The 13419-nt window shown below is 40.3% G+C and carries 14 protein-coding genes; 6 read left to right on the top strand and 8 right to left on the bottom strand.

The annotated features are described in order from the left end of the window. Window positions 1-78: 78 nt before the first annotated feature. Window positions 79-1098, top strand: coding sequence for an asparaginase (ansA, locus tag AM629_RS13335; RefSeq protein WP_054479720.1), 1020 nt, complete (start codon window positions 79-81; stop codon window positions 1096-1098). Between the two features lie 12 nt (window positions 1099-1110). Further along, window positions 1111-1749, top strand: coding sequence for a bifunctional nicotinamidase/pyrazinamidase (gene pncA / locus AM629_RS13330; RefSeq protein ID WP_054479718.1), 639 nt, complete (start codon window positions 1111-1113; stop codon window positions 1747-1749). A 64-nt stretch (window positions 1750-1813) separates the two neighbouring features. Here the strand turns inward: pncA and AM629_RS13325 are convergent, their stop codons facing one another. Next, window positions 1814-2083: a YeaC family protein gene (locus AM629_RS13325; RefSeq protein ID WP_054479715.1), complete on the bottom strand. Its 270-nt coding sequence runs from the start codon at window positions 2081-2083 to the stop codon at window positions 1814-1816. An 84-nt stretch (window positions 2084-2167) separates the two neighbouring features. After that, window positions 2168-2578 (bottom strand): peptide-methionine (R)-S-oxide reductase MsrB, encoded by a 411-nt coding sequence (gene msrB, locus AM629_RS13320; protein ID WP_054479713.1) that lies wholly within the window; start codon window positions 2576-2578, stop codon window positions 2168-2170. A 346-nt stretch (window positions 2579-2924) separates the two neighbouring features. On the opposite strand from msrB, the gene gapA reads away from it, so the two are divergent. Together gapA and AM629_RS13310 are read left to right on the top strand one after the other, a co-directional pair. Further along, entirely contained in the window at window positions 2925-3920 is a 996-nt protein-coding gene (gene gapA / locus AM629_RS13315) for a glyceraldehyde-3-phosphate dehydrogenase (protein WP_054479710.1), read from the top strand. A 128-nt stretch (window positions 3921-4048) separates the two neighbouring features. Next, on the top strand, window positions 4049-4927 hold the full coding sequence (locus tag AM629_RS13310) for a D-hexose-6-phosphate mutarotase (protein ID WP_054479708.1): 879 nt from the start codon (window positions 4049-4051) through the stop codon (window positions 4925-4927). A gap of 76 nt (window positions 4928-5003) precedes the next feature. On the opposite strand, the gene AM629_RS13305 is transcribed toward AM629_RS13310, so the two are convergent. The 4 genes from AM629_RS13305 to fadR all read right to left on the bottom strand — a co-directional run bounded on the left by AM629_RS13305 (window position 5004) and on the right by fadR (window position 9777). Continuing rightward, window positions 5004-5756, bottom strand: a complete 753-nt coding sequence (locus tag AM629_RS13305) for a MipA/OmpV family protein (protein WP_054479706.1) — start codon at window positions 5754-5756, stop codon at window positions 5004-5006. Window positions 5757-6148: 392 nt separating this feature from the next. After that, entirely contained in the window at window positions 6149-7222 is a 1074-nt protein-coding gene (gene alr / locus AM629_RS13300; protein WP_054479705.1) for an alanine racemase, read from the bottom strand. Between the two features lies 1 nt (window position 7223). Continuing rightward, the gene (locus AM629_RS13295) at window positions 7224-8534 is read right to left on the bottom strand and encodes a D-amino acid dehydrogenase (RefSeq protein ID WP_054479704.1); all 1311 of its coding nucleotides are present in this window, start codon (window positions 8532-8534) and stop codon (window positions 7224-7226) included. 523 nt (window positions 8535-9057) lie between these two features. Next, entirely contained in the window at window positions 9058-9777 is a 720-nt protein-coding gene (gene fadR, locus AM629_RS13290) for a fatty acid metabolism transcriptional regulator FadR (RefSeq protein ID WP_054479702.1), read from the bottom strand. Window positions 9778-9999: 222 nt separating this feature from the next. On the opposite strand from fadR, the gene nhaB reads away from it, so the two are divergent. Next, window positions 10000-11541, top strand: coding sequence for a sodium/proton antiporter NhaB (gene nhaB / locus AM629_RS13285; protein WP_054479699.1), 1542 nt, complete (start codon window positions 10000-10002; stop codon window positions 11539-11541). A 159-nt stretch (window positions 11542-11700) separates the two neighbouring features. Then, a complete protein-coding gene (dsbB, locus tag AM629_RS13280) occupies window positions 11701-12210 on the top strand; it encodes a disulfide bond formation protein DsbB (RefSeq protein ID WP_054479697.1) in 510 nt (169 codons plus the stop codon). 145 nt (window positions 12211-12355) lie between these two features. Here the strand turns inward: dsbB and AM629_RS13275 are convergent, their stop codons facing one another. Further along, window positions 12356-12655 (bottom strand): putative hemolysin, encoded by a 300-nt coding sequence (locus AM629_RS13275; RefSeq protein WP_054479694.1) that lies wholly within the window; start codon window positions 12653-12655, stop codon window positions 12356-12358. 48 nt (window positions 12656-12703) lie between these two features. Further along, entirely contained in the window at window positions 12704-13036 is a 333-nt protein-coding gene (locus AM629_RS13270; protein ID WP_054479692.1) for a DMT family transporter, read from the bottom strand. Window positions 13037-13419 lie beyond the last annotated feature (383 nt).

Genomic DNA, 13419 nt, shown 5'->3' with positions numbered 1-13419 from the left:
TGATAGATACCCTGTCAGGCTTTTTTTATTTGGTAATATCCCTATAATCCAGTTGATCTTTTTACGAGGTACACAGTCATGCAGAAGAAATCTATTTATGTCGTCTATACCGGCGGAACAATTGGGATGCAACATTCATCTCAGGGATACATTCCCGTTTCCGGGCACTTACAGCACCAATTAATCAAAATGCCTGAATTCCACCGCGCTGAAATGCCGATATTTACTATCCGTGAGCATCAGCCACTGATTGATTCTTCTGATATGACCCCCGAAGACTGGCAATGTATCGCTGACGATATCCAGCAGAATTACGATGATTATGATGGTTTCGTGATTTTGCATGGCACAGATACGATGGCGTTTACCGCATCAGCGCTCTCTTTTATGTTTGAGAATCTTGGTAAGCCAATTATTGTTACAGGGTCACAAATTCCATTAGAAGCACTGCGTTCCGACGGGCAAACAAACTTGCTAAATGCGCTTTATCTTGCCGCTAATTATCCAGTTAATGAAGTCAGCCTGTTTTTCAATAATAAACTGTTCCGTGGAAACCGGACAGTTAAAGCCCATGCAGATGGTTTCGATGCCTTTGCTTCACCAAACTGTTCTCCATTAATGGAAGCGGGTATTAATATCAAAGCTTTCAATACATGCCCGGCGCCTGCCAGCCAAGGTGAATTTATCACCCATCGGATTACCCCCCAGCCAATTGGCGTAGTAACCATTTACCCCGGTCTTTCCAGTCAGGTTGTGAATAATATTTTAATGCAGCCAGTTAAGGCATTAATCCTACGCTCATATGGCGTTGGAAACGCGCCACAGCACCCTGAATTACTAAAAGAGCTAAAACAGGCTACAGAAAGAGGAATTGTCGTTGTCAATCTGACTCAATGCATTTCTGGTAGGGTAAACATGGAAGGATACGCAACAGGCCATGCTCTGGCTGAGGCTGGCGTGATAAGCGGTTATGATATGACTTTTGAAGCAACTTTAACCAAATTACACTATTTACTCAGTCAATCGTACAACCACGAAGAGATTAGATATCTAATGCAACAAAATTTACGTGGTGAATTGAGTTATGCTGACAAATAATCCAGGAAAAAGATGAAAACAGCACTATTACTTATCGATATACAGAACGATTTCTGTACTGGCGGAGCCTTGGCCGTAAAAGAGAGTGAACAAGTCATTGATGTTGCAAATCAGGCTATTGATATTTGCCTAAAGCACAATATCAGTATTATTGCCAGCCAAGATTGGCATCCTGCTGAACATATGAGTTTCGCAGTGAATTCCGGTCAGAAGATCGGTGATATTGGTGTACTGAATGGTATTCCACAAATATGGTGGCCGGAACATTGTGTTCAAGGACAACATGGCGCTGATTTTCATCCACAACTAAACAAACAGGCCATTATCGAGATTTTCTATAAAGGCGAAAATCCACAAATCGATAGCTACAGCGCTTTTTTTGACAATGGTCATCAGAGTAAAACCCAGCTTGATGACTGGTTGCAAACACAGCAAATTGAACGTCTGTTCATTATTGGTATCGCCACCGACTATTGTGTGAAGTTTACCGCACTGGACGCATTGGCATTAGGTTATGAAACCTGGGTCATTACCGATGGCTGCCGAGGGGTTAACCTCAATCCAGACGACAGTAAAGTGGCGTTCAAAGAGATAAAAGAACAAGGCGCTATGCTAATAAGAATTGATCAACTAGAAGATACTCTTGTCTGATACCAACAAGGGCCAGGCTGAGTTCAACAAACTCAGCCTTTCCGCTAACCTAACCTTCTGAAGATTATGGTTTCAATGTTGCCACCATTTCAGACTGAAAGGCTGCTTTCAGCTCTTGCTTACTCTTCATTACCAACCGACCATCGGTACCGATTGTCATATGCTCCGGATCATGGTTATGCTTTGCTTGCCATAACATAACCATTTGCAGGCTATATTCCTTCTGCTCCACCGTCAGAGGTACACCATCCTGCCATTTGCCCAGTTCCACTGCCTGAACCAAGTTTTGATATATTTCTGGTGTCATTACAGATAAAAGATCATCCAGTTCCATTGATATTTCCTCATTACTTTCCAGAATTAGCTGAAACGATTTAATTTCTTAAATTAATGGTTGTACCGACAATGATAAAAATAACTAACCTGCTGTTTTTTCGCCTGTATTTTCATCAGTAAAACTTAACGCAGCCGAGTTGATACAAAAACGTTCGCCTGTCGGTTGCGGACCATCAGAGAACACATGTCCCAAATGAGCATCGCAATGACTACAGCGAACCTCAATACGATGCATATTATGACTATTATCATCAATATACAGTACTGCATCATTACTGACAGGCTGATAAAAACTCGGCCAGCCACAGCCAGAATCAAATTTAGTATCAGACATAAACAACGGCCGTCCACAACACAGACAATGATACACGCCACTTTTTTTATTATGGAGTAATTTCCCTGAGAATGGAGACTCCGTCCCGGCATACTGGGTAACATGACGCTGAATATCAGTAAGCTCTGTATAAAGGGAAACATCAGAATTCTTAGCCATCACGACCACCTTAATAAAAATAAGACTAATGTTCTTACAAAATTAATTAATAATAACAAAAAATTAACATCACATCAGTGGAATTTATTTTAAGTGGTTAACTGGATATGTTTATCCTATTATTTGTGATGTGACTCGCATATCTAACCGATTAACTTTAAATATCTATCTGTGCCCCGATAATGATGAGCGGATCGATTGCCAGTATCCTAAGAGCAAACGTCTAAATGGTGGACTCGAAGTCGAAGTTTTTCGATTATTGACACGATTCCGCTTGACGGCTGGCAAGGTTTTGGTAACTTTAGTAACAACTTTTAATTCACTAAAAAATAGCTGGTGGAATACTATGACTATCAAAGTAGGTATCAACGGTTTTGGTCGTATCGGCCGTATTGTTTTCCGTGCTGCACAAGAACGTTCAGACATCGAAATCGTCGCAATCAACGACTTGCTAGATGCCGAATATATGGCTTACATGCTGAAATACGATTCAACTCATGGTCGCTTCAATGGCACTGTTGAAGTAAAAGACGGCCACCTGATTGTTAACGGTAAAACTATCCGTGTTACAGCAGAAAGGGACCCAGCTAACCTGAAATGGAATGAAGTAGGCGTTGATGTTGTTGCCGAAGCAACGGGTATTTTCCTGACCGACGAAACAGCACGTAAACACATTACCGCTGGTGCGAAAAAAGTTGTTCTGACCGGTCCGTCCAAAGATGACACACCAATGTTCGTTATGGGTGTTAACCATAAATCTTATGCAGGTCAGGACATCGTTTCTAATGCTTCCTGTACCACTAACTGCCTGGCGCCACTGGCTAAAGTTATCAATGATACATTCGGTATTGTGGAAGGTCTGATGACCACCGTTCACGCAACCACCGCAACTCAGAAAACTGTTGACGGCCCTTCTGCAAAAGATTGGCGCGGTGGTCGTGGTGCTGCTCAAAATATCATCCCATCTTCTACTGGCGCGGCTAAAGCTGTCGGTAAAGTGATCCCTGAATTGAACGGTAAACTGACTGGTATGGCTTTCCGTGTTCCAACCCCTAACGTATCTGTTGTTGATCTGACTGTACGTTTGGAAAAACCAGCCACTTACCAGCAAATTTGTGATGCCATCAAAGATGCGGCTGAAGGCGAACTGAAAGGTGTTCTGGGCTACACCGAAGATGACGTAGTATCTAACGATTTCAATGGTGAAAAACTGACTTCTGTGTTTGATGCAAAAGCAGGTATCGCCCTGAATGACAACTTTGTGAAACTGGTTTCTTGGTATGACAATGAAACAGGTTACTCCAATAAAGTTCTGGATCTGATCACTCATATCTCTAAATAACTGAGTAATCACCTTACCTGAAAAGAGCTGCCGGGAAAGGCAGCTCTTTTGTTTTTTTAATCTGTGTACAACATGCATTATTCTTGGATAATGCAATACCCCTGTTTTAGTTTTACAAGGTTATACGGATGAACGATAAAATTTTTGCATTACCGGTTGCAAAACAGATATCCCCCTCTATCAGTCAACGAAACATGGATGAACTTCCATTAATCGTCATCTCTCATCCAAAAGTGCGTGGTGCAATCAGTCTGCAAGGAGCGCACCTCATCTCCTGGCACCCCAAAGATCAAGAACCGGGATTATGGCTAAGCAAGAAAACCTCATTTAAAGCAGGCACAGCTATCCGCGGTGGGGTCCCTATTTGTTGGCCTTGGTTTGGCTCGGCTGGAACACCAATTCATGGTTTTGCCAGAATTCTTCCCTGGGAATTTAGCGCACACAATGAACATGAAAATGGCGTCATATTAACTTTCACCCTGAGAGACAATGAATATACCCATAAATTGTGGCCTTATGATTTTACATTAATTGCTCGTTTCAAACTGAGTGATACCTGTGAGGTAGAACTGGAAACTTATGGTAATTATCAAGCAACCTGTGCCCTGCATACTTATCTGAATGTAAGCGATATTAACCAGATTTCAATCAGTGGTCTGGGTAAACATTACATTGATACTATTACTGGCAAAGAGCAATACACAGCAGAAGAATATCTTATTTTCAATGATCGTATTGACCGCATTTACACAGAGCCAGAAGATTTTAGCCTGATAAGGGATAAATCACTGAGACGAACGATTGAAATTCACCATTACCATCACAGTGATATTGTATGCTGGAACCCAGGTGCTGAACTGTCGGGTAATATGAAAGATATAGGTAATGAAGATTATAAAAATATGGTTTGTGTAGAAACAGCCCGTATAAATAAACCGTTAATCACCAAAGATGATAGTCCAGCCCACATTTCGGTTATAATCCGTAGCCGAAAAGACAACCCGTAAATATCTTATGCTACTCCACACCAGAAAATCTGAATCCAATTCTATGGATTCAGATTTCATCCAGAATTAGCGCTAATTAGAAGCTATATGTAACGCCAGTCCAGACGATACCTACATATGACTTATTAACCATCGGGCTATCTTTAATTTCATCAGGTAACCGTTCAACACGTCCCATCATAAACGCAGACCATTCCTGATTAAATTTATAATTGGCAGATAATTCCAGATAAGGCGTCCAACTATCGCCTGGCGTATATTTTTCCAGTCCACTACGATGTGACTCACTACCTTTAACTCCATATTCGTAGCGGTTTTGTTTTTTGCTACTCCAAACCACCCCAAGTCCCGGTTGTAATGACCAATCATCATTTTCAAAATTATACAGATAAGCAAGGTCAACCGTCATACCTTTGCTTTTACCCAAAGTATCAGCAGCAAAAGAGCTACGTAACGTCCCCCAGTCTTCAATATGACGATAACTGAAACCACCCATAATGGTATCATGACGACGATCCAATTTTTTCATCTGTTCATCTTTATTATCTTTTGGGCGGAAATTTTGAGGATAATAATACACGTCTAAAGATAGCTGATCTTTCGGTTGATTCCACAAATAATACCCAGCGGCCAAAGTATGAAAATAGAAATTTTCACTTTCATAATTAACCATTGGAACAGGTAGTATTTTATCTTTATTCTTTACCCCCTTATAAGGTGATGCCTCAGCCAGAACAGATGCACCAATTGACCATTGCCCTGCATAGGCTACAGATGAAGAAAGACAAAAAGTTACAACTAAGGTTAAAATTTTAGCTTTATTAGTCATTACTTACGATTTCCTATAAACAATTATGCAATTATCCGGTTTCAAGTGTAAAAGTCATTTCCCTTATTTCCAAGTAATAAAGTTCTACTTTTGCTCAAAGCGCATCATATGCTTAAGCTCTGATTAATCTTACTAGCAAAAATAACAGATTATACCCTTCATCCTTCAAATTGCTGCTTTGTTGGCTACTTTCACTTACCCCAGCCACATCGTTATCTATGCTCCTAGGGATGCGTTCACTTGCCGCCGCGCTGCAAATTAAAATCTATTGGGTATATATGAAACAACGATATATTAATTTAGTGAAAACAATAACTCATTTCCTTCAATAACATCAGCAATAAACCGTTATTTATCATTTCATCTTGCAGGGAAAACTACCTGTCTAATATCTAACGACACACAGATACCGGAACCCGATTTGCTAATGCACATAACAACTCATACCCAATAGTTCCAGAAACGCCAGCCACATCATCCACCGGCAAATTTTGTCCCCATAATTCGACAGGGCTGCCAATTTGTGCCTGTGGGCAAGGCGTTAAATCCACTGTCATCATATCCATTGATATTGCACCTAACATTTGAGTTCTGACGCCATTTACAATAACCGGCGTTCCAGTCATTGCGCTGTGAGGATAACCATCAGCATAACCACAAGCAACAGTGCCGACTCGGATAGGGCCGGATGCTGTATATTTGCTGCCATAACCAATCATTTCCCCTTGTTTGAGATTCTGAATTGCAATAATCTCACTTTGTAAACTCATTACCGCTTTCAACCCAACATCTGCAATATCTTCCCACTTTCCACTGGGTGAAGCACCATAAAGGGCAATACCAATACGTACCCAATCTCTATGAGTTTGCGGATACCACAGAGAAGCGCCTGAATTGGCCAAACATTGAAAAATATCCAAACCCTGACTAACTGAATTGATAACGTTAAGTTGTTCAGTGACACCTATCTTTTTATCTGCATTAGCAAAATGCGACATCAACGTTATTTGCCCTATTTTCCTACTCTTCCTTGCTAAGGATAAAACCTCTCGATATTGATCAGCAGGAAATCCCAACCGATTCATACCACTATTGAGTTTGAGATAAATATTGATTGGCCTACTCAAATTAGCCATTTCTATTGCTTTAAGCTGCCAATGGTTATGTATTACTGTCGTCAATTGATATTCATCAATTATTCGCAAATCTTCCGGTTGGAAAAAACCTTCCAGCAGTAATATTGGCCCCTGCCAACCCTGTTCTCGCAATAAAATTGCCTCACTAAAATCAAGTAAGGCAAATCCATCCGCCTGATCAAGATGCGGCCATATACAACGTAAACCATGACCATAAGCATTGGCTTTAACTACAGCCCAAATTTTGCTATTACCGACCTTATTACGAATAACAGCTAGGTTATTTTCCAATGCATCAAGATGGATAGTTGCCGAAATCGGACGTGGCATATTAGTTTCTCAGTTCAGTGTGTAATTGGTAACTCAATGGCCCCAGTTGTGTATTGAAACCATTAATATAACGAAATACTGACAAATCATCAGAGGCAATGGCCGTTTTTTTACCTGAAATAAGATCGGCCAGTAGCTGACTGGAACCACACGCCATTGTCCATCCCAGCGTACCATGCCCTGTATTTAAATAGAGATTGTTATATTCGGTAGGCCCAACAATTGGGGTACCATCCGGTGTCATTGGACGTAAGCCCGTCCAAAAATTAGCTTGAGTAATATCCCCTCCTCCTGGAAAGAGATCCTGTACCACCATTTTCAGTGTTTCACAACGAGCTTTAAGAATATTTAAATTGAAACCCACAACCTCCGCCATCCCACCAACACGAATGCGGTTATCAAACCGGGTCATAGCAATTTTATATGTTTCATCCAACGCAGTAGATACCGGAACCCGTTCTGCATCTACGATAGGCATAGTTAATGAATAACCTTTCAATGGGTATACCGGGATTTTGACAAGATCTTTCAACAGCTCGGTGGAATATGACCCCATCGCAACAACATAACTGTCTGCCGTCATGACACCATCTTCGCACTGTACGCCGGTGATACGGCGCCCTTCTACCAACAACTGCTTGACTTGTTTATTAAACAGGAACGTCACGCCAGCAGCTTCTGCCATTTTTACCAACTCTTTGGTAAAAAGCTGACAATCACCCGTTTCATCGTTAGGCAATTGTAAACCACCTGTCAGTTTGTGAGCGACATGCGCCAATGCTGGCTCTACCGTCGCCAAGTTATCCGCAGTTAACAAATTATAAGGAACACCTTCTTGTTCAAGAACCTCGATATCATTCACCGCATTATCAAACTGTTTATTCGTACGGAATAATTGAAGAGTCCCCCCCTGACGGCCTTCGTATTGAATGCCGGTATCTGCTCTCAGTTGTTTGAGACAGTCACGGCTGTATTCTGCCAATCGTATCATCCGGCTTTTATTTATCGCATAGTGATTCGCATCACAATTGCGCAACATCTGCCACATCCAGCGCAACTGAAACAGTGATCCATCAGGGCGAATAGCCAACGGAGAATGGCGTTGAAACATCCATTTAATTGCTTTCAGTGGAATACCCGGCGCTCCCCATGGCGTCGCATATCCAGGAGAAATCTGGCCAGCGTTAGCGGCACTAGTCTCCTCAGCGGCACTTCCTTGACGATCAATAACGGTTACTTCATGACCTTGCTGCACTAAATACCAGGCACTGGTTACACCTATAACACCACTACCTAAAACAAGAATTCTCATCATAGCCCCCTGATGATAAAAAATTTAGGCAAGCATAATATGCTGTTTATAAAAAACCAATATAGAACAATCATCGGTAACGTCAATAATCTACATTTATGATTTAGGTCACAATTAAATTACAATTATGCAACAACATCATTTATTATTTATGCACAAACGATTTATAAAAAAACACATTAAAATCATAAAATTAAAATAAAAATTGTGGTGTAGATCGCATGCTAATTATTTCATACCCAGTAATTATTCTTAATTTTTTGACTAAAATAGCGAGTCAATTAAACAACCACAAGATACCAATAACCATCAATTAATCGAAATAAAAACTCAGACAAAAACCAAAATTTCGGAATAATATTCCGAAACAGGTACATTGATAATTGGCGTAAGACTAATAGGAAAGAAAAAAACAAAATTCCCGAGGCAGAGAACTCTGCCTCGGGCCAACTCAAAATAATTTTGATTTGAAATTAATGAAGCAAGATCAGGCTTGAAGTTAAACAAAAATACAAATGAGATATCAACGGCAAACTTCAGCCAAATCACTAGGCATCGTACTTTGCATGCTGTGCCAAATTACACCACTCTCTTTACCATAGCTACGCACACATTCCATGACCTTATCGTAGGATTTATCACAGCATAACGTCACCAATTGCTGATAAAAATTCATCGCTAACTTGCGTGCTTCAGGATTAGAGAAATAATAACGACCTACACGGGTATACAGCCCTTTCAACCCATTGATAATAAGCCCATAAATTGGGTTTCCTGAAGCAAAAGCCAACCCACGGAAAATGTCATAATCCAAAGAGCTAAATGACTCTGAACTATCTTCCACATTCTCCCTTTCTGCCAACACTTCCAATGACTGCTCAGGGTTATGCCTGAAAGCAGTGCGAATAAATATTGCTGCAATATTCGTTCTTACTGCCAATAGGTTATCAATCAATTCAGGAACACGATCGTGATCAAGACGGGCCAGCGTTTCTAAAATATTAAGACCCGATGTTTCCCAAAAATTATTCACCTTTGTTGGTTTGCCATGCTGAATAGTTAACCACCCATCACGTGCCAAACGCTGCAATACCTCACGTAAGGTAGTCCTCGTTACACCAATCAACTCAGATAATTCACGCTCTGCTGGCAGAATGGAGCCAGGAGGAAAACGGCCGTTCCATATACTCTCAATAATATATTCTTCCGCAAAACCTGCGGGACTTTGAGCCTTAATGACCATATTTTTGTTATTCCAACGCGATTATTTCAACTAATAATAGATGAAATTATATCAGAATCCGCCCCTCCAATATAGCGATCTAGTCTAGAAACCAGAAAAATGACCATAAAAAAGACACGCTAACAACTTAATTATCCCCAATCTCTCTTAAAATATTTTGTATTAAAGCGTACTATTGTTTAATGAATATAACCTTACATACTTGGATGAATTTTAATCACAATGAAAACCAGTATCCGACAAGCAGTGACAAAAAACTTTCTCGGTAACTCGCCAGATTGGTATAAGCTAGCTATCATCAGCTTTCTTATCATCAACCCACTTGTATTCTTCTTCATCAACCCATTTGTTGCCGGATGGTTGCTTGTTGCCGAATTTATCTTTACTTTGGCAATGGCACTTAAATGTTATCCATTACAACCGGGTGGCTTGTTAGCAATTGAAGCCGTTATCATCGGCATGACATCGCCTCAACAAATTAGTCATGAAATTGCTAATAATCTGGAAGTTATTCTGTTGCTGATATTTATGGTTGCAGGGATTTACTTCATGAAGCAGTTATTGTTGTTCGCTTTCACTAAACTACTTCTTTCCATAAGATCCAAACGAATGCTTGCCTTAGCATTCTGCCTAGCCAGCGCATTCCTCTCTGCATTTCTTGATGCCTTGACGGTTATTGCGGTGGTTATCAGTGTTTCCCTTGGCTTCTATTCTATCTATAACAATTTTATATCTAATCAACATGACGTAATTAATGATAATAGTCACATTAATACTGTAGAAAAGAAGCAAACTCTCGAACAGTTTCGTGCTTTTCTGCGTAGCTTGATGATGCATGCAGGTTTAGGTACTGCACTCGGTGGTGTGATGACGATGGTAGGTGAACCACAAAATCTGATTATCGCCAAACACGTTGACTGGGATTTTGTCACTTTCTTTATTCGCATGGCTCCGGTCACTTTACCCGTTTTTATCTGTGGGCTGTTAGTGTGTTTCCTGGTCGAACGTTTTAAACTCTTCGGTTATGGTGCAGAATTACCGGAGCGTGTCCGAAAGGTACTGGAAGATTATGATGAAAAAACCAGTGCAAAACGAACCCGGCAGGAAAAAACACAGCTTATCGCTCAGGCACTGATAGGTATATGGTTAGTTATTGCGCTAGCATTTCATCTAGCAGAAGTTGGCCTGATCGGCCTTTCAGTCATTATTCTTACCACTTCATTCTGTGGCATTACAGAAGAACATGCATTGGGTAAAGCGTTTGAAGAGGCGTTGCCATTCACTGCATTACTAACGGTATTCTTTTCCATTGTTGCAGTGATAGTTGATCAACAACTGTTTACACCATTTATTCAGTTCGTTTTACAATCTTCAGAAACCTCACAACTTTCTCTGTTTTATCTATTTAACGGCCTGCTCTCCGCAGTATCAGATAACGTATTTGTTGGTACGGTTTATATCAATGAAGCTATGGCTGCTATGCGAGATGGTCTTATCTCACATAAACAATATGAATATCTGGCGGTTGCTATTAATACCGGCACTAATCTGCCTTCCGTTGCAACACCTAACGGGCAAGCAGCATTCTTGTTCCTGTTAACCTCAGCATTATCACCATTAATCCGCCTGTCTTATGGTCGAATGGTCATAATGGCACTCCCCTATACCATTGTGATGACACTGGTCGGTTTACTGTGTGTGGAATTTTTACTCATTCCGGTAACGGATATGATGGTCCAGTGGGGATTAATCACTTTGCCATAACCGGTAAGAAACTTATGCCGTGTGGAGCACAAATTAGCTCAATACGGCTTTATTTTTTTACCTGAAAATCAGATTTACCTTAATTGACTTTTTTTATTCTAGGTAAATCGGCAAAATAAGCATTCAATTGCTCATCTTAATTTGCACGGAAAAAAGGAAATGATGCGATTTTTAAACTACTGTTCTCAAGGACGGGGGGCATGGCTGTTAATGACGTTTACGGCCCTGATACTGGAAGGCTCAGCATTATATTTTCAACATGTGATGAAATTACAGCCCTGTGTGATGTGTATTTATGAGCGGGTGGCTCTGTTTGGTGTGTTAGGTGCCGGATTACTCGGCGCGATCGCCCCCAAAACGCCGTTACGTTGGCTGGCTATTATTCTGTGGATTTATAGTGCCTGGAGTGGTCTGCAACTGTCATGGGAACATACTATGATCCAGTTGTATCCTTCTCCGTTTAATACCTGTGATTTTTTCGTAAACTTTCCTTCATGGCTGGCATTAAATCAGTGGGTTCCTTCTGTATTTGAAGCCTTTGGTGACTGTTCTGTAAGACAATGGCAATTCCTGACACTAGAGATGCCACAATGGTTAGTCGGTATTTTTGCAGTTTATTTGGTTATGGCTGTCTTAGTACTAATCAGCCAATTCTTTAGTCATAAATAATTTCCAACTCAGACGGCTGAAAATAGGTTGTCTGATGAATCAAAGATACTCGCAGAATCATGCCAAGGGACAATCCATCACCAAGTCCCAGCGGCATGTTCCTGCTCATAACAGGTATTTTAGTTGCTTGATTGCTATATTAAATTTACGCACAAAAACCCTGCAACAACGCCCTTTCATCACAACGTTTACCATTCGCTAATTGACAAACAGGTACTTTCGCACCGTTTAATTGTATTGCTAATGCAGGCGTACCACCTGCATAAACACACGTCGCTTTGGCATCATCTCCAAGACTAATTTCTGGCCGAGAATATTGTATTGCCTGATATTGGACAAATGTTTTCCCTGCCTGACTACTACAGCCAAACAATAAAGCACAATTAAAGAATACTCCCCCTAATAAGGCTACTTTGAATCCTTTCTTATCGCCGAAATTTAGCATATCTCTTCTCCAAAAAACGATTCAGGGAAAACCAAGTAACATAGTTAATTAATGTGCACTGCTGTTAGAAAGCAAATTTATTACCATCACACCAGCAATGATGAGCACCATACCTAAAATAGCCGCCCAATCCAACTTCTGCTGATATAAAAATATCGCCGCAATAGAAACCAACACAATACCAAGGCCAGACCATATCGCATAAGCAATTCCTAATGGAACAACTTTGACTACCTGAGATAATCCCCAGAAAGCGATACCGTACCCAACGATGACCAGTATAGAAGGAAACAGTTTACTGAACCCATCGGAGGCTTTTAATGAAGCTGTTGCTACGACTTCAGCCACTATTGCCATTACTAAATATACAAATCCATTCATCTCTTTACTCTCTATAACAGAAAAAAAACCAATTGTTCAACATTAATAGATAAAAACGAGCTGAATCTATCACAAACTCTTTAAGGTGTAACGTAACAAAAATGATATATTTCGCTTTCTAAACCCCATTTACCGTGAGTTTACGGGAGGATTTCCGATGGATAAAAAATATTAAAGAAATTCTACCAGAAATGGAAGAAAGAGTTAATGACAGGTTACAACTTTAAGATTCAGGCCAGAATCATTTGACAATTATCTAATAAAAATATAGAATTACAAATCAGAATATTTATATGTTAAAGATAATCCTATTATACCAGTAAGCAATAAACTGAAACCATAAAGAATTTATGCTACCTAAACAAAATAGTCATTTTAAAATA

It is taken from the genome of Photorhabdus heterorhabditis (assembly GCF_001280945.1).
Lineage (GTDB): Bacteria > Pseudomonadota > Gammaproteobacteria > Enterobacterales > Enterobacteriaceae > Photorhabdus > Photorhabdus heterorhabditis.
The sequence above is the reverse complement of the archived record's forward strand: the minus strand, read 5'-3'. Positions and strand labels throughout refer to the sequence as shown.